General features: G+C 41.9%; 24 protein-coding genes. 3 read left to right on the top strand and 21 right to left on the bottom strand.

Going from position 1 to position 24770, the window contains the following annotated elements; translation table 11 throughout:
* Nucleotides 1-3 precede the first annotated feature (3 nt).
* Nucleotides 4-1998, bottom strand: a complete 1995-nt coding sequence (locus VUI23_RS21035) for a hypothetical protein (RefSeq protein WP_342805930.1) — start codon at nucleotides 1996-1998, stop codon at nucleotides 4-6.
* Between the two features lie 167 nt (nucleotides 1999-2165).
* On the opposite strand from VUI23_RS21035, the gene VUI23_RS21040 reads away from it, so the two are divergent.
* Entirely contained in the window at nucleotides 2166-2786 is a 621-nt protein-coding gene (locus VUI23_RS21040) for a tRNA-uridine aminocarboxypropyltransferase (RefSeq protein WP_342805932.1), read from the top strand.
* Between the two features lie 30 nt (nucleotides 2787-2816).
* Here the strand turns inward: VUI23_RS21040 and VUI23_RS21045 are convergent, their stop codons facing one another.
* From VUI23_RS21045 to VUI23_RS21110, 14 genes are all read right to left on the bottom strand, one after another.
* Nucleotides 2817-3092: a hypothetical protein gene (locus VUI23_RS21045; protein ID WP_252728970.1), complete on the bottom strand. Its 276-nt coding sequence runs from the start codon at nucleotides 3090-3092 to the stop codon at nucleotides 2817-2819.
* A gap of 20 nt (nucleotides 3093-3112) precedes the next feature.
* Nucleotides 3113-4063: an alpha/beta hydrolase gene (locus VUI23_RS21050; RefSeq protein ID WP_342805934.1), complete on the bottom strand. Its 951-nt coding sequence runs from the start codon at nucleotides 4061-4063 to the stop codon at nucleotides 3113-3115.
* Nucleotides 4064-4066: 3 nt separating this feature from the next.
* Complete coding sequence (locus VUI23_RS21055; RefSeq protein ID WP_342805936.1) at nucleotides 4067-4501, bottom strand: DoxX-like family protein; 435 nt, start codon at nucleotides 4499-4501, stop codon at nucleotides 4067-4069.
* On the bottom strand, nucleotides 4492-4947 hold the full coding sequence (locus VUI23_RS21060; RefSeq protein ID WP_303501699.1) for a hypothetical protein: 456 nt from the start codon (nucleotides 4945-4947) through the stop codon (nucleotides 4492-4494). Before VUI23_RS21060 ends, VUI23_RS21055 begins: the two co-directional genes overlap by 10 nt.
* Nucleotides 4948-4962: 15 nt before the next feature.
* On the bottom strand, nucleotides 4963-5382 hold the full coding sequence (locus VUI23_RS21065) for a DUF1801 domain-containing protein (RefSeq protein ID WP_252728966.1): 420 nt from the start codon (nucleotides 5380-5382) through the stop codon (nucleotides 4963-4965).
* A gap of 86 nt (nucleotides 5383-5468) precedes the next feature.
* Nucleotides 5469-5855 (bottom strand): STAS/SEC14 domain-containing protein, encoded by a 387-nt coding sequence (locus tag VUI23_RS21070; RefSeq protein ID WP_303501725.1) that lies wholly within the window; start codon nucleotides 5853-5855, stop codon nucleotides 5469-5471.
* Between the two features lie 266 nt (nucleotides 5856-6121).
* Nucleotides 6122-6796, bottom strand: a complete 675-nt coding sequence (locus VUI23_RS21075; protein ID WP_216047713.1) for a 2OG-Fe(II) oxygenase — start codon at nucleotides 6794-6796, stop codon at nucleotides 6122-6124.
* A gap of 254 nt (nucleotides 6797-7050) precedes the next feature.
* Nucleotides 7051-7620 (bottom strand): hypothetical protein, encoded by a 570-nt coding sequence (locus tag VUI23_RS21080; RefSeq protein ID WP_342805938.1) that lies wholly within the window; start codon nucleotides 7618-7620, stop codon nucleotides 7051-7053.
* A 54-nt stretch (nucleotides 7621-7674) separates the two neighbouring features.
* Nucleotides 7675-8397 (bottom strand): divalent cation transporter, encoded by a 723-nt coding sequence (locus VUI23_RS21085; RefSeq protein ID WP_342805940.1) that lies wholly within the window; start codon nucleotides 8395-8397, stop codon nucleotides 7675-7677.
* 47 nt (nucleotides 8398-8444) lie between these two features.
* A complete protein-coding gene (locus VUI23_RS21090) occupies nucleotides 8445-8648 on the bottom strand; it encodes a DUF3565 domain-containing protein (protein WP_303501692.1) in 204 nt (67 codons plus the stop codon).
* Between the two features lie 40 nt (nucleotides 8649-8688).
* A complete protein-coding gene (locus VUI23_RS21095) occupies nucleotides 8689-8958 on the bottom strand; it encodes a hypothetical protein (RefSeq protein WP_342805942.1) in 270 nt (89 codons plus the stop codon).
* Between the two features lie 73 nt (nucleotides 8959-9031).
* The gene (locus VUI23_RS21100; RefSeq protein WP_342805944.1) at nucleotides 9032-9439 is read right to left on the bottom strand and encodes a VOC family protein; all 408 of its coding nucleotides are present in this window, start codon (nucleotides 9437-9439) and stop codon (nucleotides 9032-9034) included.
* Nucleotides 9440-9503: 64 nt separating this feature from the next.
* On the bottom strand, nucleotides 9504-9767 hold the full coding sequence (locus VUI23_RS21105; RefSeq protein ID WP_216047708.1) for an RNA-binding protein: 264 nt from the start codon (nucleotides 9765-9767) through the stop codon (nucleotides 9504-9506).
* 153 nt (nucleotides 9768-9920) lie between these two features.
* On the bottom strand, nucleotides 9921-10832 hold the full coding sequence (locus VUI23_RS21110; RefSeq protein ID WP_342805946.1) for a sensor domain-containing diguanylate cyclase: 912 nt from the start codon (nucleotides 10830-10832) through the stop codon (nucleotides 9921-9923).
* A 386-nt stretch (nucleotides 10833-11218) separates the two neighbouring features.
* On the opposite strand from VUI23_RS21110, the gene VUI23_RS21115 reads away from it, so the two are divergent.
* Entirely contained in the window at nucleotides 11219-13573 is a 2355-nt protein-coding gene (locus VUI23_RS21115; protein WP_342805948.1) for a TonB-dependent receptor, read from the top strand.
* Between the two features lie 102 nt (nucleotides 13574-13675).
* On the opposite strand, the gene VUI23_RS21120 is transcribed toward VUI23_RS21115, so the two are convergent.
* From VUI23_RS21120 to dauA, 5 genes are all read right to left on the bottom strand, one after another.
* Entirely contained in the window at nucleotides 13676-14158 is a 483-nt protein-coding gene (locus VUI23_RS21120; protein WP_216047705.1) for a DUF2165 family protein, read from the bottom strand.
* 211 nt (nucleotides 14159-14369) lie between these two features.
* Entirely contained in the window at nucleotides 14370-16022 is a 1653-nt protein-coding gene (locus tag VUI23_RS21125) for a sensor domain-containing diguanylate cyclase (RefSeq protein WP_342805950.1), read from the bottom strand.
* Nucleotides 16019-16465 (bottom strand): hypothetical protein, encoded by a 447-nt coding sequence (locus VUI23_RS21130; protein WP_342805952.1) that lies wholly within the window; start codon nucleotides 16463-16465, stop codon nucleotides 16019-16021. Before VUI23_RS21130 ends, VUI23_RS21125 begins: the two co-directional genes overlap by 4 nt.
* A complete protein-coding gene (locus VUI23_RS21135; RefSeq protein WP_342805954.1) occupies nucleotides 16462-17754 on the bottom strand; it encodes a hypothetical protein in 1293 nt (430 codons plus the stop codon). Before VUI23_RS21135 ends, VUI23_RS21130 begins: the two co-directional genes overlap by 4 nt.
* Before the next feature lie 356 nt (nucleotides 17755-18110).
* A complete protein-coding gene (gene dauA / locus VUI23_RS21140; protein ID WP_342805956.1) occupies nucleotides 18111-19802 on the bottom strand; it encodes a C4-dicarboxylic acid transporter DauA in 1692 nt (563 codons plus the stop codon).
* 1051 nt (nucleotides 19803-20853) lie between these two features.
* On the opposite strand from dauA, the gene VUI23_RS21145 reads away from it, so the two are divergent.
* Nucleotides 20854-22371, top strand: coding sequence for a DUF3360 family protein (locus tag VUI23_RS21145; protein WP_216047700.1), 1518 nt, complete (start codon nucleotides 20854-20856; stop codon nucleotides 22369-22371).
* Nucleotides 22372-22426: 55 nt separating this feature from the next.
* Here the strand turns inward: VUI23_RS21145 and VUI23_RS21150 are convergent, their stop codons facing one another.
* Nucleotides 22427-24742 carry an FdhF/YdeP family oxidoreductase gene (locus VUI23_RS21150; protein ID WP_342805958.1) on the bottom strand — a complete coding sequence of 772 codons (2316 nt, stop codon included), beginning with the start codon at nucleotides 24740-24742 and terminating at the stop codon, nucleotides 22427-22429.
* Between the last annotated feature and the right edge of the window lie 28 nt (nucleotides 24743-24770).

Here is a 24770-nt window from a genome sequence, read left to right on the forward strand (position 1 = left end):
TTACTATGCTAATGGAAACTGCAAATTGAGTTGCTCAACATCAACCGGCTCGCCACGACGATTTACCTGACGATACAAACTCAGATCTGTGGGGCTAACAAAGCCTGCCACTCGCTCTAGATCGTTAAGTCTAGCTCCCTGCACAACCAAATAGGTCAAATAGGTATGTCGCAACGCCGCCACCGAAAACTGCTCAGCAAACGCTAAACCGGCATCATGGGCGATGTTTATCATCATCTGGTCGAGTTGTTGAGCATCGTGTCGCCCACCTAACAATTGACTTTCGGCAGCTTGATTGGCCCGCAAATTATCAACAATTTCCATACAATCGGCGGTCATTGGAACGCTTCGAGCATACTCTCCAGAGATCTCTAAAGACTGGGTTTCTGGGTCAACATCCTGAATCGTCACATTGAGTAATTCGCTAGGACTGACACCATTTAAAATCAATGAAATTGCCAATTTTCCGTCACGATTAGCCACCTTGTACAAACTTCCACATTCAGATTCTGACAATAAACGAGCTGCACTTGGCGCATTGTTTTGGGCTAATTGTAATGGTGTTTGTTGATGTCCTAATTGTGCATTTTTTTGTTGCTCTAATGCGTGCTGTGCCGCCAATTTTTGCTCTAATGTCAGCCCTGAAGAAGAAGGAACAACATTGTAGCTTGTCATCGTTGGGGCTGGCGTTTTTTGGCGATGAATAAAACTGAATAGCAGCAGCGCAAACAAACTCACCAGCGTAGCTGCAGCTAAAGCAATCGCCGAATCTCGCCAATAATTAGGGGATATTGGGTAAGTTGGAACAAAGGGTTGTTCCAATACGTTGATTTTTGCTTGGAACGGCTTTTGTACTTCAGTTTCTACCAGTTGATCCTTCAATTGCTGAGCTTGTTCTTGCAACTGACTTAGTGAACGCATTAATCGGCCGTATTCTTCTAGCTTTTGATTAAATACCTGCGCCTCTTTACCCAATTCATCAAGCTGAATTTCTAATTGTTTTTGCTTCTGTTCAGAGGCCACCACTGTGCGTTGTAGATCTTCCACAAATTTCTGCTGGCTTTCAGCGGCGACAATAGCATAACGGGACTTCAACTCTTCTAATCTGCGTCTTTTGTTGACGATGCTTGGATCTAAGCGCATGTATTCAGCGGTATATCGCTGCGATAACTCGTATAGTTCAGCTTCAGTATCTCGTATTGTACTGCGAATATCGTCCAGTCTATTTTTGTCGCCAGGGTGAATAACCGAATCTCCTTGGGCGATACTCTGTTTCACACTTTCTAAGGTTGCCGCAGCTTCTGCTTGCTGGGTCTCAGCCGTGTCTAACGCGGCCCCCATACTTTTAATCTTTGACAACGCGCGGTTTTCATCGCGCTCCATTGAAATAATGTTATTTTCTTCACTATACTGCTCCACTAATTCGCGCTGCTCGATAATCTTCTGTTCCAGCGCAATGAGCTTTTCTTGTCCTAGTGATAAATCTTCTACCGTATTTTCCTGAGTTTCTTCTTCTAACCTCGCCAAATACAAAGCCAACCATTGTTCAAGCACAGGTTGTAAATGGTTTTTGTTTTCGCCAGTGGTAAATAGATTAATAATCCGGCTATCAAGGTGCTCTTCAGTAGACACCATATTGGCTAGCTCTTCGGTGGTTAAATTTAACGAATACTGCTCAGCCAGTTGTGTGCTTAAACTATCTAAAATTCGGTTGCTGGTAAGACGCTTATTGTTGAGGGTTATTTGCTCTTCAGGCACAGCGGTTTGTTGATTATTCAGCTGCTGAGCATAACTAAAGTGAATTATCGCTTGGCTTTGGTAGATTGGTGAGCGGGTCCAAATCCAAATCATAGCGACCACAAATACCAGCATAAAACTGATACTCAATACCCACCACTTTTGCTTCTGAAGCTTTTTACTTTCTTCCTCAGAGCGTCTATCCATGCTGTCTGTTCCAAATTGTGGCGGGATCACTTCCACGTTTTCGCTAAATGACATGTTTTATATCCATATTCCTTAAACGAGCGTCTGACATTAAGACAAACACACGAAGATTTTTATACCTAATAGATTATCAGCTATAGTAAGGCTCTGCGACTGATATTAAGTTCCAAAAATAATAAATTTGGATTCATTTTCGAGATACAAAAACCTTAACATATTTCATGACAAACTCTTACGTAAAACCAGCAATCAAAAAACGAGTCATTTGTCGACGCTGTAAGTACCCGCAAACAGTGTGTATTTGCGCGTTTATTAGTGAGGTAAAAATCCCCCTGCAATTAACCATATTGCAGCATCCGTTAGAATCGAAACATGGCAAAAACACAGCAAGACTCATTCCCTTGTGTATTGAAAATAGCGAAATATTCGTAGGCGAAAACCAGCAGGATTTTGTTGATGTAAAAACTCAAGTCATGGCTGCTTCTCAAAATACTTGGGTGTTGTATCCCCATGCCTTTAGTCAACCGTTGGAAGAGCACTCAAAACACTTTCAGAACGTATTACCCGATAGGTTAATAGTGATAGATGCGACTTGGCGTAAAACGACTAAGATGTGGCAGTTGAATCCTTGGTTACATGCTTTGCCAAGTTGGCATTTTAATACCCTACCTGACAATCAATACCGTATTCGCAAATCTACACTTGAGCATAGTTTATCTTCATTAGAAGCCACGGCCCAAGCGTTGAGCATATTGTGCGATACAGATACTCAACCTTTGTTAACTTTGTTCGACGCCATGCAAAGGCAACAAGAACGGCATATACCAAATTTAGGGGTGTGAACAATCACAAAGAGCTAAGGAAATCGGGATTTATTTTTGACGTTTAAAATGAAACCAGTTGGGCAGCCTACCGACAATAACAACATAGTATGCAAATATCCCTAAAGCGGAAAAAATGATCCCACTGACACCGGGTTCCCGCCAATTTTCGGTAAAAAGTGAATAGACAGAAAAAGCAATAACCATCAGCGTAGGTGAGGCCACAAGAGCGATCATGACGCGCACGTTCGCCGGTATTTTCACCGCCTTTTGAGTTTCCACATTCGAACTTGTTGACGCTTTGGCTGATGGCGAATTTTGTGTCATGTTTTACCTTCTGTAATCATTCACTGTTGCAGAAAATCAATCACACTTTTGACTGTAGATTCAGGATCTTCTTCGTGGGGAACATGTCCAAGTGTAGCAAAAATAACCAGCTCACTGTTTTCAATTTCCTCTTGAAAACGTCTTCCTAATTCGACCGGAATAAGGCGATCTTCTTGCCCCCACATAATCAGCGTAGGCTGCTTAATCTCTGGTATTCGTTTACTTAACTCACTAGGTTGAGTTTGCTCAAAGCGCGCTTCTAACGCTTGCCTATTTCCAGTACGAGTGGTCAATTGGTAATAACGGTCTACCAACTCAGGTGTGACCTTGCTTGGGTCACCATAAACGTTTTTAACACTTTTCACCACTAAACTACGAGGCAACATGTCGCCTATAAGTAATTTAAGTAACGGTTGCTGGGTTATTGTAAACGCTAAGGGTACCGACGTAGATTGGTATGGATAACCAATGGCATCGACTAAAACAAGCTTTTCAACACGTTGCGGGTAAAACACTGCGGTTGCCCATGAAATGTAACCACCTAAGGAATTTCCCGCCAACACAAAACGATCAACCCCAAGGCTATCCATCACATCAATCACTATCTTGCTATAACGCTCAATGGAATAATCATTTTCTGGGTTTGGACCAGTTAAACCAAATCCAGGCAAGTCAAACCGTATGACTCTGCGCTGAGACTTTAATGCCTGCGTCCACCCCTCCCAAGTATGCAATGATGCACTAGTACCATGTAGCAGCACTATTGGAAGAGGATCATCTTTTGGCCCTTCATCGCGAAGATGAATTTGCATTCCATCTAGCTCAATAAACTCTGAAGGTGCTGGCGCCCATAGAGGCGCAAGTTCAGCAACGGTTTTATCGGGTTGCTGAAAAAGGATAAGGAGTACAACATAAATTGCCACCAGCAAAATCAGTATTGAGCCCAAGAACGTCATTATGCGTTTTACCATTTACTATTCCATACTACTTCTGTGCACATTACATTCTCCACTTCCGGTTAATCTCGTCTGTTGCCGCGGAGTCTGTTGTAGCAACACAAAACTCAACACAATTAGTGGAATGTTTGTTGTCACTGGATTAAATGCTTCCACTAAAATTTGCGGAATGAAAATTAACGTGAATATCAACAAAGCTGCCAAATTAAGAGCGCTAAAGTAAATCAGTAACCTATTTTTGTAAAACAAAATCAAAGCAACCCCCAAAATTATCTCAGCCACACCGGCACATCGCGTAATTATTAAACTTTGCTGGGGGGAAAACCCAAGGCTGGCTGTCATCAGCATTTCCAACGGCGCAACATGCAACAACTTAGGCACTAAGCCGTGATAAATCCAAGCCAAGCCTATGGTAAACCTAGCTAGCTGCACAACCGACACAGTTAACAACATTCAAACTGTTCAAAGCGTAATTTTTTACGATAAAGGTAGCTAGAAACCAGCAAAGGAAAAGGACAAATGAAGGCGAAAAGAGGATTGTAATCGATGAAAAATAACGTACACAACACGCAGCCAATGCCACCACAAATCAGGTGAAAACGATAAAAAGAAATACTCTCTTCGTAGGCATCAGGAAACACTAACTTTAACAGCAATTGGAATAGCCCCCAAATGCCAACTGAACTCAAAATAATACCAAAAACAATTAAATAACCAATCTCAAAACCACGACTGATCATTTCCATGCCAACGATAAAGCCAGAATCTATCACTGCGATCCATAGCGCAACAACCGCGCAAAAACCACAAAGAGATTCGACCAAAAATAGGTTTTTCTTGGCTTTTTTCACCTTGACTGAGACTCGTTCATCGATTTCATCTGAATAAAATACTAACACGCAAATACTGTGTTTTTAACACCCTAACAAAGGCAGATGTTTAATTTTATGGTATTTAAGAGTGAGTGCTATGCAATGGTATAGCTCAGTTTCAGGCAATTCGAGCGCCAATGGCAACAAAATTGCTCGATTGCCAACAAACTGCAAGCGTCTGCAGTACAGTTCTTTAAAGGTTTCTATTAACTTAGTTTGGCAGTTAACATAAATGAAGATATTGTTTGGATCTTTAGGCTTCCAATCCATTCTTAGGGTACTACCGGTTTTGCTAAGGTAGCTCGGTTCTCCCCACTTCAACGTCTCTTCGAGGTATTTTACTTCGGGGGTATTAGTTGCCACACGTAAAATTAGGTCGCGTAAACATAACAACTGGTTGCGTGGTTTTTGTGGGTAACTATTGATTCGGTTTAGCACCGACTGCCCTTGCGTAAAGACCATATTGCTCCTGTACTCAGGTTAATTACCCACAAAAATGCAAATCAATTTCGCCACTTATGGTCGCTAAACTTGATTGTTTTTGTCGCCTATACTGAAGGTTTTAACCATTCCATTGCGTCTTCAGGATTGTCAAAGTACTTTACTTCACCGGAAATAAACCAAGTGCCAATCTTCGCCGCATACTGTTGCCATTTTTTACTGCCATAAATAGCGATTTTGTTGAATTCATTGTTGTACTTTAAACCAATTTTGAAATCATCCCAAGCCGCCCTTAAATCCCAGCCTTCTAGTTCAGTTGCATCTATGAAGGCGTTAACTTTCGGATCTTTCACTTGGGTTAGCGCAGAGTCAATAAGTGGTGTGATAATTTCGTAATCTTCGTGAGTTAACTTTCCAACAATTTGCATGGATAGGAAAAAATTCTGTTCTACTCGTTCAATACCAATAGATAAGCCGTGTTTTTTTACTTTCATCATACTAATTCCTTATGCTCAGATTAGATTCAAATGCAGTCTCGTATTGCTGACTGTATGATCAAATTATACTCGCTATAAGGAATACATTGCGGCTTTCATGAAAGTTTTCAAACCCATAACTTGATTGAAATCAAAAGAAACGAATTTAATTTTCGTCAACTTTTTAGATTCATCGAGTCAGTGCTACTGTAAGCTCAAAATTAACCTTCTTGTGATTGGATTGACGATGCTAGCCAGAGCAAAATCTGGATTACACAAAAAACTTATAAAGGAGGATCCACTCGTTCAGAAACAGAAGTGTTGACTCGATACCATCCGGCAATTGAATAGCGATCACGTTGCGCTGGCAAAACTTCATGGGGAAAATCTTCACTTAAGAAAACCACTATGGTTCCCATCAACGGAACAACTTTAATCCCTTCAATGTCGTTATCGTCGGTAAACAGGACTAACTCACCACCGTCATCGATTGCCCAACCAGAATTAAGGTATGTCACTATTGATAACACACGCTGGGCTTCGCCTTTAAACGCATCATAATGACGTTTGTAATACATTCCGGGGGCATAATGCGCAAAGTGACTTTCAAACGAAAACAAGCCAAGAAACAATCGGCTATTTAAATAGCGTTGTAGCTGGGCGGTCCAATTTAACCACTCAACTTCCTCTGGTGATTTTCCGGTGATCCAACAAATTTCGTCGGTTCTGACAAATTCATTTTTCAGGTAATCATTTCCTCGGCCAATGCCAGCAGCCTTAAAACGTTGCTCGTCCATTTTCAGCTGATATTGGCTCATGGAAGTGCAAAGCGCACTTGGTAACGCAACAGGTTTAATGCTGTACCCTTGGTGATATAAATCATCAGCAATAGCCGCAAACAAGGTTTCGTCAAAACCACTGTTATCACTTTTCAGAACCAAAGATTGGATGGCGCTCACGTTTGTTACCTTACAAAAGCCTAATTAATTTAAATTGAAAGAAAATGGATGATTATCTGGAGATGTAAAATGCAAAAAAACGCCAATTAACGCTTAAAATCTGTGCAATACTCGCCAGGGTGGCGAGTATACGACCATTTGAACATTTTACTAAGTTTATTATTTATCTAAAACGTAATTACCGCTTACGCACCAATTATAAGCCTGTAACGACATAGCAGTAGCGCGTTTTTTTATAGGGTTTAGAGTAGGTTTTAAGAACAATTAGCCACTACCGAGCGCGCCTCTTGCCAAGCAGTGTCGGCATCAAAATCTTCAATAAGACCATTGCTGTGTTTTTGTTCTGTAAACGAGCCTATGCCATGTTGGATCATGTAAGTGGGTATATAGGTAGGCTTCCCTAGTTTTTTCAGATGTTTACAAGTAGCAGAATTATTCGATGTTTTCTGCATTATGTAAGTTAATAGTTCATTCAAGGTTTGTTGTTCTTGGTCGCCAAAGGAATTCATTCTCAATACCATAATTGCTTGGTGGCCAGAACGATCTGCAACTCTGCGAGTATCAAAATAACCATAGCTCATAGCCACTAAATATAGATCTGACGCCTTATCAAATTCATCCTGTTCAATGCACTCTGTTAAACCTAAAAATAGATCGGCAGGCGTGTGCGACGAATTTACATCATCAATGCCCACGCAACCTAGCGCAGTGGATGATTGCAAATTACCTTGCGCTTCATAATTCACGGTTTGGGTTGGAGAGGTTGGCTGACAAGCTGCCAAACATAATAACAATACACATGTGGCTAGTCTTTTAATTTTCATGCACGACTTCTTTTAAAATGAATATTAGATGATCTCAGAATACCAGAGTGACAATTAGCTACTAGTCACCAACATGTCACTAAAAAGTGCCAAGCAGAAACCAACTACAGCTCCTAGTGGAGGGGCCCAGTGTTTAGCCAAACGTGATTGTGGTCCAATATCTTGAAAAATAATATACAAAATTCCACCTGAGGCAAACAACATAATTGCGCCTAAAACTGCTTCATAATCTGATAAAAAAACGTAACCGATAATCCCAGCAATAGGCCCCAATGGAATTAATGCACTCATGGTTAAAAGTGTTTTAGAAGATTTGTTGCCGTTGTTATGGTTAATTTCTCGGTAGCTATTAAAACCTTCAGGCAAATTTTGTAAACCAATGAACAATGCTAACAAAGGTGCCACTGGGGAACCCAGCGCAACTAAACCGCCTAGTGCAATTGCTTCGGGAATATAATCCAACATCATTCCCAGTAACTGCGGTGAATCATGCTTTTTCAAGCCGAGTCGCTTTTCAACAATAAAAAAAGCCACTCCGCCGAGTAACACAATCGGGATAGAGAACATAGAATGGCCCATACTGGCAATGCCTTCAGGCACTAATACAACTGACACCGCACCGAGTAAAATGCCACCGCCAAAAGCAATCACACCATGGCGTACTTCGCGCTCAATCCAAAGCGGGCGAATATGGTCAAAGCTAGCCAAAATTCCACCGATGAGAATACAACTCCCCGATAAACTGGTAAGTAAGATGATTGTTAGTATTTCAGACATTAAATTCCCACCCAGCAACTAAGATGAAACTATGATAGCAGTATTTTTTAGTTGTCTTTAGGTTCACCTCGATCACATTTTTTGCAATCCAACATAAAACCCAGTTTGGCATTCCTTCCTGACGCCGTTTCCACCCAAGGTCTATTGGCCCAAGGCGGGGTGTGTCTGACGTGCTGATTGTGACCACAATCAAGTTCGGCAACCCAATGCCTTTGTTCGTCTTTATGATAACCCTTGATAGCCTGTTTCATGGTTTTATGTAATTTAGTAATAATCTGTTAAGTAAAGCAGTTAAATCGCCATTAAACCAATCCCGCCTAGCAACATAATTGCATAGTATTTGCCCCCAGAAGGAAAATAAGACAATAACCAGAAATACACAAAAGCAGCCAAACTCAAAATTAGGCTTAAAAAAAGCGTATGCCAAATAGCAGCAGTGGAAATAAAACTAATAATAGATAGCGGCACAACGAATAATAAAGTGGGAGGAACGGGTTTTGCTACGACATCATGTAACGATAACGCAGCAAGCAGTAAAAAGACTTTAACCATCAAAAACAAATGAAATGCATCCTGTGCTCATTATCGAGTTAAACAAATCACCGCATTTGTCGGCTTTACATCATCGATTATCTCAATCTGTTTTAACCTGAATAAGATCGAATTTATTTCCATACAAATCTTGAAACACCACAACAGTGCCGTAAGGTTCTTCGCGCGGCTGTTCATCAAAGACAACGCCTTTGGAGTGCATTTTATGATAATCTCGCCAAAAATCATTGGTTTGTATAATCAAAAAAACGCTGTCGCCAGCTTGATTTCCCATAGCAGCAAGCTGTTGCTCTGACTCTGCTTTGAGCAACAACAAACTTGAGCTGGTTGAATCTCTTGGCGATATCTGAACAAATCGTTTACCGTCACCAACATCGACATTTTGAATAACGTCAAATTCTAATTTATCAGTATAAAAATCAATAGCATTCGCGTAACTATCTACCAATAAAGCCACGCTGCTAATATGCTGTTTAACTGACTGACTCATTCATTACATCCAGTTTGTTTTAAAAAATAACCGCTGAGGAAAGCTAGATAACAGCTCAAATTACTTATTCAGATGGATCGGCAACGCTTTTATCTTCGGCTTTTTTGACCCGTATTTTATTGCCACCTAGATTTTTATAATTTAGGTTTTGAATCGCAGCCTTAGCCTCTCTAGCGTTAGCCATTTCCACAAAACCAAACCCTTTTGACTCGCCGCTCACTTTGTCGATCACCAAAGTACAAGAACCAACTGTTCCAAATTCTTGAAATAATTCTTTTAATTCATTTTCTGAGGTACTACGGACTAGATTACGTACTAATATTTTCATGTATATTTCCTAAAAGCGCTGTTGATTGAGGATTCGCTTTAATATCTCGATTTTAAAGCGTAATACTTTGCAGAATAGCAAAACTCTATATCCAGCTAGGCTAATTAGGCAAAAAGTCGATGAATTATAACACTTATAATGAAAAGCTGGGGGTTAAAAAGAAATTTGGTTTCTTCCATTCTCTTTGGCCAAATACAGTAATTGATCGGTTCGACGAATAAACTCGCTCACATTATTATCATCTTTGGGATAAATTGAGTGCACTCCAATACTGGCCGTTAACATCGAACATATAGGTGAATTTTCGTTAGCTATGTTGAGCGAACGAATTTGCTCCAGTAACTCGTTAACTAATGGCTTAGCTTGCTGCAAATTTGTATCTCCATATACGAGTGCAAACTCTTCTCCGCCATAACGAGCGCACATATCGCTTGGTCTTTTAGCAAACTTTTGCAGTATCTTACCAATTGATTTTAAACAGCTATCTCCAACTTGATGTCCATAGCTATCATTTAATAATTTGAAATAATCTAGATCGATTATCGCAAGACAAATTGGCATGCCATGTCGATGACATCGCCTCCACTCACTTTCTATAAATTCATTAAAATAACGACGATTAGCAATACCAGTTAGTTCATCAATTCGCGATAGATTTAAAACCTCTTCCTCTGCTAGCTTTCGTTCTGTAATATTTTGATGGGAGATAACGAAGTAATGATTTCCTGACAGTAAAAAAGAAGATACTCGCATCATAAACCAGCGTGGCTCGTTAGGACTATGGCAAGGGTATTCTAAATAAAAAAGAGGTGAACGTTGTTCTATAACGCTTCGAATCCCCCTTCCAGCGTTAGCCCCGAATTCATCGCCAAAGGCCGCAGCTTTATCGCATACGTCTAAATAATTGACACCTCTCCAATCATTGCCGATTGAACATTCATTATTATCACCAAATGCTGACCAGCTTTTATTGACGTATTTAATCTCACCTGCGTCATCAATAACAACAATATGTTCAGTGATTGTATCAAGAACTAAGCTTAAAAATTCAAATGAATTTTCCACTCTCTACTCCAAGGGTTATTGATAATTGCGCTTTCATTTTTACTGCTAGGTTTTCGCTGATAATAAGTGTTTTTTTCTAACGCCTCTAAAGTTTTCACGATTAAATAATTAGAAAACTCATAGGCTTAAAATCAATATTCAAGTAGCGAGATTAGTAGCCAACATAGAGTATCACAAAGCAGCTTATTTCAGCGCTTATCTAAATAAAATCACGCTTTATTTGCACGAATTGACCGCAACCACTGCGACAAGATGAATTTATGAATTTTATATTAAATTCAACAGTTTAAGACATACCATTATAGCCTTTTTTAATGCAAGTGATATAATTAGCCGTCATCTAATTGGATGACCAACTTAAGATAAACGTCAATCTTGGAAACCTTATGACAACGCACAAAGCAACAAACACTCACTTTCGCAAAAAAGCAATTACCCTAGCAGTGGCCAGTACCTTTATTGCCACTTCAGGATCAGCACTACTCTCATCTCATGCCTATGCACAAACAACAAATGCACAAGCAGATGCTTTGGAAGTCATTACCGTCACAGCTCGTAAAAAAGTCGAATCAATACAAGATATCCCAGGGGTTGTTAATGTACTTGATGGCAAACAACTTAGAGCTAATGGTACAGCTGATGCCCAAGCTTTAGCCCTAAATACTCCAGGACTAATATACAGTGAAACCTACGCAGGGGCGTCATCTCCTAGAATCACCATTCGTGGTGTAGGTGATGATGACTTTAATCCAAACGGCTCATCATCTGCCGCTATTCATGTGAATGGTATTTATCAAGGTACCAATGGCTTGTTAAATGGTCAGTACTTCGATATTGATAGAGTAGAAGTATTAAAAGGCCCACAGGGTACCCTATATGGACGTAACGCGACCGCTGGTGCAGTGAACATTTTAACTAATCGTCCCGATATTGATTTTGGTGGCTACGTTGATTTAGATGTTGGTAATTACGGCCTATTTCGCGGTGAAGGCGCGGTGGATATTCCTATTTCTGAAGACTTCCTAGTTCGTATCGCTGGTCTGTATGAATCATCTGACGGTTTTTATGAGCACTTAGGTACCGGCCCAGGAACTGGATATACCTACGCAGAAGGCACAATTGCGCCGCAAGAAAGTGTAGCGGCTCAAGGCGACTGGGGCGGGGCCGATCGTATTTCAGCTCGTGTAACTGCTGAATGGACGGTTTCAGACAGCACATTGGTGACAGCTAAAGTCACTATGGGAGAAGATAACTCTGAATTAGCTATCCCGGATGTCACCGCGGATAACTGGGCGGAGTATGCAAGCACATCAGCGTTCTTTTTAAACCCACAAGATCCTGCACTTATTGAATTTGCCAATGCCTTAGACAACGACCCTTTCACTGTCTATTCCAATATCCTACCTAAATTAGATTCAGATCAGTTTGGCGCAAACCTGCAAATTGAACACGAGTTTTCAACGGATATGACGGGAACTGTTTTAATTGGCTATGAGTCACTTGACCGTGATTACACAACCTCTGACAACCTACCATTTGCAGTTGCTGATTATTTATTCAGAAATGAATTTTCACAATTTACGATTGAAGCTCGACTAGCTGGTAGCTATTCAGAAAACCTTAACTGGTTGCTTGGCGCTTTCGCCTTGCAAGATGAAGTCGACTTTGGCACTAACTTATTGTTCTTAAACTCTGGATTGTGGCAAACCGACGTGCAAACAGATTATATTCAAGAACGTGATTCTTTTGGCCTGTTTGCCTCATCAGACTGGACCCCAGTAGATTGGTTTACGTTAGAAACGGGCATTCGTTATTCATCAGATGAAGTCACATTCGAAGGACAGACTCAAAACCTAGACCCTTATGGTGTTTACGGTACTGCACCGACATTTTTCCCTGCAGGTGACGTGTATATTGGTGTGCCAATTGATCCACTATCTCCACTGATGTTTGATGAATCTTTGGATGACAGTGAAGTAACGTGGAAAATTAGCAGTATATTTACGCCGGCACAGCAATGGCGACTATATGCAACAATTAGCACTGGTTACAAAGCAGGTGGCTTTGACGGTTCAACCATATTGACACCCGAAGAAGCTCTGCCGATTGATTCTGAAACCTTGATTGCCTATGAGCTAGGTTCGAAGTATCGTTCAACTGACGGCTTGCTCTCTGCAGAAGCCAACCTGTTCTATTATGACTTTTCTGATTACCAGTCTACGGCAACGTTATTCGTAGCAGGAGCCAGTACCAATGTTCGTGCTAATGTATCAGATGCCACAATCAAAGGCGCTGAATTTGCTCTTACTTTATCGCCAATTGATGGATTAGATATTCGTGCAGGTGCAGCGTTTGTTGAATCGGAAATCGATAACTTCCAAGGTGAAGATGCAACTATTGAAGGCAATGACTTACCGTTTTCTCCAGATGTGTCTTGGAATATAGCTGTAGTTTATGCAACAGCCATCGACGATAACTTTACTCTGCGTACACAAATTGACGCGAGCAATACTGGTGAGCACTACCAAACTATCAACAACAATGATCAGGTCGACTCTTACACTGTAACAAATGCGCGCATAGCGTTGGAAACAGAAGATTGGGAAGTGGCATTATGGGTAAGAAACTTGGCAGATGAAGACTACAATGTTGGCTTCTTTCCGACCACAGGATTATCTCCAGATACCTTCTTAAAGGGCGCTCCGCGTACCTTTGGTGTGAACATGTTAATGCATTTCTAATAAACACCATGGATACCAAAATCAACTGCTGATTTAGGTGCATCATTAACAAGGCGATATGACATTTCATATCGCCTTTTTTATACTCCGCCGAAGCTAACGTTAATCCTTTAAAGCGACAAAAATAGCGATTAAAGAGATCATCCCAGCATAACGAAAAGCCGAGCCTAATACCGGCACCAACATCGACTCTGAACGCCACAATTCAAACCAGCTTTCAGCAATAATAATGAAGCCACCGAACAACATAATGATAGCCACAGCACACCCTGTGAGCGCAATTTGTTTTGCTGCGTTGAACACCGTACTGTTGGCATTATGCGCTCTCCACATGCGAATTGAACCCAGCGTACACATAACGCCAGTAGTCAATTTTGCCCCCAAAATTAACAGTGCGCCAATCCAAATAACCAAGGTATTTGAGGTGGCTTGCCAGCTTTCAGTGCCACCAGTAACAGTTACCATCGAAGTCGCAGCCCCGACAGCGGCCAATGTACCGTCCCAATCTATTAGGTTGTGAAAAGACCCAACAAACCCCCAAAGTGCAACCGTAAGAATCATGATCGATTTTGCTCGTCTGAGCATAAACATCCCTCCCGCAATTTGTCATTACTTTCCCTACGACCATCTGACATTGTTCACTTTCGCATTTACACTTAACGCCTGCAGATATGCGTAGATCATTTTTAAAGCTTAGTCCAAATTAGGAAAAATCCAAAAATAGCGAGCACAGATTAGATTGAAAGGGAAATCATCAGCTTGGAAGGAAATAGCGGCTTAACAAGGCGATTACTTTTTAAAGAATTTTTGGGTAGGCCATTGCATAAGTGTTTTTGCCTGTGCGTTTAACTTTATACATACTAGCGTCGGCCATATCGAGCAACGTTACGCGGTCAAGTGAATGTATTGGAGCACAAGCGATGCCAATACTTGCTCCCACCTGCACTTTAGTGCCATCTTTTAAAACAATTGGAGCACATACGGCAGCCATAATAGCATCTGCCACTATCGTTAAAGCGTCATCACTGGGACCTATATCACGCAAGGCAACAACAAATTCGTCGCCGCCTAGCCTTCCAACTAAATCAGTTGATCTACGCACCGCGTTTTTCATTCGCAAAGCACATTCAATTAATACTTTATCACCCGCTTCATGACCGTATCGATCATTGATCTGCTTAAAGCCATCAAGGTCGATACACATAACACTCACAGCGGTAGCATTAGTCCGGCATTCTTCCAAAAATCGCTCGATAATAGCATGACTTGAGGCGCGATTATTCAGCCCGGTCAGAGCATCATGATCAGCTTGATAACGCACCGCGGTTTCGACACTCTTACGCTCGGTGATATCATACATAACACCTTCGGTCGTTATTGCCCTTAGGGTATCCGTTACCGAAGGACCAGCATGTACCGATATCAAACAATGTACCCAACGGCGCACATCGCCTTTTTGCACCAATTCAAGATCGCCTGACACCGTTTCACCAGTGCGAATAGATTCTTGCACCATTGCACGAACTTTGTCTGGTTGACCAAAAACCCGCTCAATAAAGTTATCATGTTTGAGCTGCTGCATCCCTGATAATGACATACCGACAACTTTTGACACCGTTGGATTGCTATTGATCAACAAACCATTTTGGTCTAAAACAAAAATCCCCGCACTACTGGAATCGAATATTTGACGATATTGTGATTCCATTAATTCTATTTCGTGGCGTAATTCTCGCTCCCGAGTCAATGCAACTGTATTCGAGTCTAGCAACTCATTAGCACTATTAATCAATATGCCGATCTCATCTCCACGATGCAGCGAAGGAGTCTCTAAACGCTCACTAGTGCCAGGCGACATTATTCGTAATTGCTCAGCCAAGCGTGTAATAGGGCGTGAAACCAAAGCGGCTACAACCGCGTAGATAAGAATAGCCACTAATGCTGTTTGCCCAACCATCATCCAAGCCAAGGTTAATGCTTCTTGTTTCGCAACCTTAGCGATTTGGTCTTGGTGGGCATAAATAAGCAAAAATCCAACGATTTCCTTTTCATCAAAAGGAGAGTACAAGACTTGTTTTACATAGGTATTTCGAGTGGTATCCAGATTATTTAAAGCGCGGGGTTCGGCCTGCGGATTTTGCGCCAATATATCGCCATCGGCAGACTCAACCTGCACCAAAGCAACCAAAGAATTACGGGCCAACCCATTAACCACTTCAGCCAATAACACAGAATCTGATGCAAACGCGCCAATAGCAACGGTTTTTTCAACAGCTTGAGCAAGATCCGTAAGGGTAGCTTGACTGGTCGAAATTCCGCGCTTTTCACCTAAATGATAAGCAAATAAACCTGCTGCAATCGAAAAAATTACAGCGCCCAAAATGATGATTAGCAGAAGGCGAGTTTGTAGACCTGCGAAAACGCCAAATCCGCGTTTAGTATCATTCAAGGAAGCTCCTTAAGGACCAATATTGCTCGCAATGAATCATCTTCTGGCGCTTCGCTTAACCAACCGATTCCACTTGGATTACGCTTGAGTATATCAATCATCGCTTTTTCGTTAGGCAAAGGTTGTGGCGGCATACTCTGACCTGAAAACATCAAACGAGACCAGTAACTGTTAACTTGTGCCATACTCCACCCTGTTAGTGCTTTATAAAAAGCCGCACTATTAGGATCGTCTCGAGGTAAATCAAAAACCAATGCAAAATCGCCGTTTGAAAAGCCTCGACTGCGTCCCATGAAAAGGTTTACCAGCTCTTTTTTTGTCATGTTTTGTTGCGGATTATTAGCGTTCACTACAATATAGGAGTCTGCATGCGCCAGTTTGCCAAACAAAATGAGCAGCATGAACAACGAATAGCGTAATGTTGTTTTAATTAACCCGTTCAAAATACAAAATCCAATAGCACACTGTAGACGTCTGCGTTAGCTGATTCGAATGTACCATTTGTCCACAATCTGGCCCCGTATTCATCGATACTAACCTTATCCCATTGTATTTTTAACGCCATGTCATGACGGAAATCCCAGCGACCGCCCAACGAAAATGTGTGCTGATTAGCGCCAGAACTATTTACCGCAATTGCTGATGCAGAGGCTAAAGCTTGAGCTTGAAATGCACCTGTCTCACCGATAATAGGCGTCAGAGGTGTTGCCCAATCAGGAGTAGAAACGGGTAATTTTGGCGTAGAAATACGGCTATAGCCTGCAAAAAGGGTCACTGCACCAATTCGTCTTCCAAAACCTGCATATCCAGCAGTAAGACGCGTAGATGGATGGCCTGTCACCTTCGTCAATTCAAAGGTCCACAACCAATCCAATGAGTCATAATTCATCGCAAGAGAATGATAAATCCCATGGGAATCACTGCTGTCTAACCTAGATTGAAAACTTTCTACTTGGCTTACAATTTGAGGAATTGGCAGGGCTGTCATTGAGTTGAGCCCGTCGAGTAAAGGCACCAAGGGCGCGGGGTTATCGTCTAGACCCGCATGGGCAAGCCCAAGGCGTAAAGTTAATCCATTGGATTCGCGAGACACCGTGAGTCCGTAAACCGGCTTCACTGAAGTGCGGCCGTCAAAGGCCAAGTCTCCACTATGTGAACGCCCAGCATAGGCCTTAAAACGCCAAAAACTATCGTCGAATTGCATATCTTTGTTGATATCAATACCGTCAAGTGAGTGTGGTAAAGAACCATAAAATTCCACTGGCGGCCGTGCAAACGGATAAGCAAAACCAACGTTGCGATAATCTGCCGATAAAAATGCGTCTATATTGACCCGTCCGACTCGCATGGTTAAATCGGCTAAAGGTCGGTACGCCGCAAACGCCCATTCAATGGCATCACTTGCTGGAGCATAACTAGAGCGTCGCTTCAAAACAAATTGACCGACCAACTCAAACTGCGCATTTGGCGCATAGTTAAACTGCAGTCCCAATCGAGAATCAATATCTCCACGCAGGTCACCATCGTTGGCTGGTTGAGAAATATCTCGCCTAAAACCCCAGTCGTCAGGTGCATCGACGTTGGTAACTCCCAAAGTTGCAAAACCACTGATCCGCAGAGCAGAACCCGTTCCTTGATTAGATTGTGCGATTACACTAGTGGTAGACAAACACAACGTAACTAAACATAGAGAACGTAGTACTAAATATTTATAAAATTTAAATCTGAACATCAAAACGCTCTCTCGACAGAAAAACTCTTCAAACCGATGATTATATTTATGAGTGGATTTTTCTGACAAAAGGCAATCAGACAAATGTTAGGTGAATATGGTTTTAACAATACAAGCATGTATAAAATCTCGTTAATATCCTTTAACTCAACAAACCTATACATTCAGAATAGCACAAGAAAAAATATGGGATATAAATATTCCAAATAATCATACTAAAGTATGACCTTTTTAATTCGCTCCATGCTTTTGTTTAACTACGCCTTACCTATAGTATTTTTAGAATATTAAGGCTCAAAATGTACTAACATCTTTTGTCCATTTTGAGCCCATTTGAAGGGAAAAATAACCTGAGGTTAGGCAGGCATTTTGCGGGCTAATTCAAAACTGTCGTTAAGGGTTCTTGAAAATGCCACCTTGCCGATTTTTTTCCTAATCCCTGCACGTCTAAGTTTTAAAATCATGCGTGGCTGCAAACTATTAATGATTAACCCAATATTTTTTTGCTGTAAATCATTGGCGATGGACTCCATGGCCACAATCGCACTCATATCCAGCAGCGTAACTTCAGACATATCGAGGATCACAACCCGCACATCAGGACGAACGGAAGCAATGGTTTTCAGTGCTTTATGTGCCGAACCAAAAAACAATGCACCGTTAATATCATATACGACCGTATTGTCGGGCATGTCATAGTCCCCGTGGTCGGCCTCAATCTGAGAAGTTTGGGTAAGACTGATGCTTCTTCTTATGAACAGCATTGCCGCTAATCCAATACCTACGCCCACAGCAATCGTCATATCAAACAATACAGTAAGCAGAAAACACAAAACCAAAACAACTACATCATCTCTAGGAGCAATTTTTAAGGTCCGAATAAAATATTTAGCCTCACTCATATTCCACGCAACCATCAATAACAATGCGGCCATGGATGCCATAGGAATATACGACAACAAAGGAGTTAAAAGTAGGATACTAAGTAAGATGAACAAGCCATGGACAACGGAAGATAGCGGCAAGCTTCCTCCAGTTTTAACGTTCGCTGCGGTACGAGCAATGGCTGCTGTAGCAGGTAACCCACCAAATAATGGAGCGATAATATTACCAATACCTTGACCGATAAGTTCATCATTTGAATTGTGTTTTTTGCCCGACATTCCGTCGGCAACAACGGCACATAATAAGGATTCAAGTGCACCCAATATAGCGATAGTTATCGCTGATGGGAGCAACAATCTAACCAATTCAAAACTGATCCCGATAGGCGCACCATCCGCTCCAGGTAAATTCCAAGGCCAATCGAAGGACGGTAGAATAGGAGGAATACCGTTTCCTACAATGCCATTGATATCAAACGAGAAGCGACTACCAATAGTGGCAACAGAAAAGTCAGCTACATACAAACTGAGTAACCAAGCGGTAAAACTGGCTATCAGTAAGGCAACCAAGTGCCCTGGAATTTTAGAACGAAACTTTGGCCATACTAACAACACCGTTAAAGTTAAAATGCCAATTAGGGTTTCTTGCCATGCAAGAGTAGGCAATGCCATAAAGATAGTGGTTAACTTATCTAGATAGTGACCGTCGAGAGATTCAATCCTGAGCCCCAAAAAGTCACCAATTTGAAAGGTGGCAATCACCACGCTAATGCCTGAAGTGAAGCCAACGATCACTGGATAGGGCACTATCTCTATTAGCTTTCCAAACTTTCCTACCCCCATTAAAACAAGAATAAAACCGGCCATGAAACCGCTAACCAACAACCCGCCTAGGCCATATTGTTGCACTATCGGCAGCAAAATAACCACAAAGGCCGCTGTTGGACCAGAAATATTAACTTTAGAGCCACCCGTTAAGGCAATAATGACACCTGCCACTATTGCGGTATACAGACCGTGCTGTGGTGGTACGCCACTGGCGATGGCCAACGCCATAGAAAGGGGAAGAGCAATAACACCAACGGTTAAGCCGGCCAGAACGTTAGCCTGAATCTCATGGTAAGACGGTTTACTTTGTATCGATTTTCTAAGTGCAGATAGCATTTGGGACCTGATTTAAGTTGTGCTCTAACGAGACTCTAGAAAAAGTCGTTAAATTACAGTCATATCACGCATTCACGTAATTAATTTGATACAAAATCAGCGAGCCTGTTGAGGGCAGGACTTTGGTGGCAATAAGTTCGAGAAAATAGATGCCCGATCAACTCAGTAAGGACACATTAAAGGTCACATTGAATTAATTTAGTCTCTTTTAATGCTGGAGGGATATGACTATGACCCAGTTTGAAGAGCACTCGAGCTGAACCATGCTTGTACAGCAATACTCTGTGGAATATTCACCATACAATTTTATGCTCGATTTACCACTACTTTAGTTTTCTGTCCAATTCCTAAAAGCGCTTTTACGCTGATATCAATATCGTACGTTGAACGTGAAACCAACTTTTTCTGCTCATTTGAGCTGTTTAAGTGTTTTTTAGTCTATTTAGTTTTGAACTAAGTAGACTCAGACAACAAACCTGTAGTCTGGCTAAATTATACTCTAAAACCCAATGCTGGAGCAAAAAAAATTGGCTAAAAACCATTAAAAAAAAGTGAAAAATCACATAATTTTTATTCCTCTCAGCTACAACCACCATTTATTAGCAAAAAATGACTCTTGTATTTATGCCTACGAATCAAGGGTATTTTTACAAAAAATTTTAGACATAAAATAAATAAACTGACTGTTATCTATATCTTTTTTGAATAATTGGCGGTGCTCAGCATTGTAAGTCACAAATTCTAAGCAAGCATTAAAGAGTAAACTCTAATCAGTTTTAAAAAGCAGGAAGTTAGTTGATACCCATGTGGTTATTCAATTTAGCGGGCATCTAGACCGAAAAATAGGCTAATCATTTGATTTGTATGTTTAAATTAACTGATATTTTCTAATTTACTACAATTTACATTCACAAATTTCAACGAAAATATGTAAGACCTTAGGCTTATCGTAATTTTTTAAAAGCTGATCTATTCTACGCCCTCAACATTCATTTGCTTTAAATAAAGCTATTTTTTATTTTTTAAGAGCAACTATGTTGCCGGGGAAATCATGAATACCACGCCGCAAGATGAGATTACATCTGGAGCTGAAAAGGTGACGGAGAATCAAGCCGTTTCCGATAGCTATGAAAAACTTCACAAACCGAGCTCTGAATTCGCAACGAGAGACGAATACCTAGAGCACGAACTGCAAATTATGCAGCCAAAACGCTGGCGACCTAATCTACCGTTTAGGGATTACCGTTTTGAATTCGAAGACACCATTCCCGCGATGGCAGCCACAATTGGAAAAGTAGTAATGGTTGCGGCCATTGCAGCTACCTTTGCCGGCGCGCTAGGGCTTGGCGATGAGTTTGTTTTAGAAAATGTGCGCTACGAGTTACTCATAGTGTCCTTTTTCATTATTTTATTTTCGGGTTTTATTTTGCCTACCGCTAATTTAGCCGGAACCCATGGCCCGTTAATTCCGTTAATCCCCATTGTTGTCGCCACTGGCGGACACCCAATGGCATTTGGACTACTTATTGGTGCCTTTGGATTGATATTGGCATTCAGCAAAGGCGGAAGTCTGCTCGCCCGACTCACGAGTAAAGGAGTATGTGGCGGCCTACTACTTTATTTAGGCTTTATCGGCACGATTTCGCAGGTTAAAAAGCTGTTTGTTTGGGCTGAAGGTATTGATAAAACGCACATTGCTTTTATTGTTATTCTGGCCACAATTTTACTTTACGCGTTCTTAGAGCACTATAAAAAGCGTTGGTTAGCCGTGCCCTTAAGTTGTGTTTTAGGCGGCTTTACAGCCTTTGCTTTAGGTGCACCATTTGAGTTTCACACGGCACCTGGGCTACCGAATATGAACCCAATGTATTGGTGGGGAGAAAACACGGGGTGGATGTTGGGCTTACCGACCGCCGAAAGTTTTATTGTCGTGTTACCTTTTGCAATTCTTGCTGTAGCAATGTGGTCTCCCGACTTTTTGGGGCATCAAGTGTTTCAAAAAATAAGCTACCCAGAGCGTACTGAAAAAGTGCAAATGAATATTGATGACACTATGCTCAGCGCCTCAGCTCGACAAACCTTTGGTTCTATTTTAGGTGGCGCTAACTTCGCTTCGTCTTGGGGTACTTATATCGTCCCAGCCGCCATTGCTAAACGTCCAATACCTGCTGGTGCGATTTTAACCGCGTTATTCTGCGTAATTGCCGGAGTTTGGGGATATCCAATGGATCTCGCCATCTGGCAACCAGTACTGTGTGTAGCATTAATTGTAGGGGTTTTTATTCCGCTTCTAGAAGCTGGCATGGAAATGACACGTGAAGGCAAAACCACACAATCTGCGGCGATAGTGGTATTCGCTTCAACATTGGTGAACCCAGCGTTTGGTTGGTCTCTGACTATGTTGCTTGATAATTTAGGATTAATCGGCTGTAAAGAGAGAAGCTCTGAGTTAACTCACATGAGCCGTTGGATTATTCCGCTTGTCATGTTTGTTATATTAACCAGCGTAATGGCTATGGTTGGCATGTTACCGGGCATTCCAGCATTAATGCCTAGCTTTAGACACTAACTATTTGTAACACGGCAAGCGCAATTAGAGCGCTTGCCGTATTTTACTTTGATGATTAACCAGACGCGTGCAGGCTGATCACAATCGACTTATAGGCTGGTGTGTTACTTTTATCTGCAACGCTGCCAATGGGTATCAAATCATTGGTTTCAGGGTAATAAGCCGCTGCACACCCCCTAGGAATTGCATATTCTACTAGCGCAAAATCAGTCACTTCTCTAACACTCGCCTTATCATTTGGCCAATGGCTACGAATCGTTACTTTTTGACCGCTGTGCAACCCTAACTCAGCAATGTCCTGTTTATTAATGAACAACACCTTACGCGTACCACGTACGCCACGATAGCGATCATTATTAGTGTATACAGTGGTGTTAAATTGGTCGTGACTGCGAATGGTCATCATCAATAAACCCCCTTCTGGCACCTCAACATTATCAATACTGTGCACCATAAAGTTTGCTTTACCAGTAGCAGTGAGGAAGACACGAGCATCTCGCACACCGTTGGGAAGTACAAATTCACCTAACGCATCAATTCGTTGGTTAAAGTTTTCAAAACCGGGGATCACATTAGCAATATGATCACGAATAAGACGGTAATCATCACGCAAGGCTAACCAGTTAACGCTATCGTTTTTAAGGGTGTGGTGCGCGAGTTGGGCGATAATATCCACTTCACTTTTCAGCAAATCTGACGCAGGCGGTATTTTACCGTGAGAGGTTTGAATAACGCCCATCGAATTCTCAACGGTGATGGTTTGAATACCGCCCACTTGAGTATCGATTTCTGTGCGCCCTAACGCAGGTAAAATCAGTGCTTGCTTGCCAGTATAAAGATGCGAGCGGTTGAGCTTAGTTGACACCTGCACCGTTAATTCGCATTGACTTAGCCCTTGTTCATTGGCTTGATGATCAGGCATGGCCCTAAAAAAATTTCCACCGAGGGCAAACAGAACTTTAATTTGGCCTTGCTGCATACCATGCACAGTCTCAACTGCATCAACACCGTTGTCTCGTGGAGGGTTAAAGCCAAACTCTTGTTCAAGTGCATCTAGAAATTCAGGATTCGGTTTTTCCCAAATACCCATGGTACGGTCACCCTGCACGTTGCTATGACCTCGCACTGGACACACACCGGCTCCGGGCTTACCTAAGTTGCCTTGTAACATTAAAAAGTTGGTCATTAGCTGAATATTGGCCACCGCATTTTTATGCTGTGTCATACCCATTGCCCAACAACAAATGGTTTTTTTCGATCCACAGGCAATATCTGCGGCCTGTTCAATAAGGGCTTGGCTTAAACCACTACCTTGCTGGATGTCTTGCCAGCTCGTTTGCTCGATATCGGCTTTGAACTCATCAAAACCGTGGCAATACTGCTCAATAAATTCGTGATCCAATACCGGCTGATGTTTGTTATCACGCTCTATTAATGCCTTACACAAACCTTTTAATAAGGCTACATCGCCATTTATTTTCACCGGCAAATACAAATCTCGAAGGGCGGTGCCGTTGCCAATAACACCCGAGACTTCTTGTGGGTTTTTAAAGCGTTTTAGACCTGTTTCATCCAGTGGATTAATGGCTACGATTTTAGCGCCATTACGTTTTGCATCTTGCAGTGTTCCCAGCATTCGCGGGTGGTTAGTACCTGGGTTTTGGCCAAACACAAAAATTGCCTCGGCCTGCTCTAAGTCTTCAAGGCTTACTGTCCCCTTGCCCACTCCAATGGTTTCACCTAAGCCCACGCCACTTGATTCATGACACATGTTCGAACAATCGGGCAAATTATTAGTACCAAATTTACGCACAAATAGTTGATATAAAAACGCAGCTTCGTTGCCGGTGCGTCCAGAGGTATAAAAGGCAGCTTGATTAGGGTTATCCAATAAATTTAATTGCTTGGCAATTAATTCAAACGCACTGTCCCAAGCAATTGGTTGATAGTGTTCTGCGCCCTCGGGCAACCACATTGGCTCAACTAAGCGCCCTTGATCGTTTAACCATCGGTCGGATTTTTCACATAACTGACGAATACTATGCTTGGCAAAAAACGCCCCATCGGCTCGTTTAGTGGTCGCCTCATCTGCTACCGCTTTTGCACCGTTTTCACAAAACTCAAATGTAGCCCGTTTATTTAATGGATCAGGCCAAGCGCAACCAGGACAATCGAACCCTTCGATTTGATTCAAATCAGACAGCAGCCGCGTACCTTTAAAGGGCCCAGCTTTGGAAGTGACGTTCTTGTATGCAGAAATGACGGCAGGGATGCCTGCGGCCCACTCTTTGGGCGAACTGATTTCAATACGTTGACTATCTGCTGGATCAAATGAAGGCGGTTTTCCATTAGCCGGTGACGCGGTTTTCATGTTGGCTCCTAATATTAAGGTTCGCTGA

The organism is Alteromonas sp. M12, assembly GCF_037478005.1.
Classification (GTDB): Bacteria; Pseudomonadota; Gammaproteobacteria; order Enterobacterales; family Alteromonadaceae; genus Aliiglaciecola; species Aliiglaciecola lipolytica_A.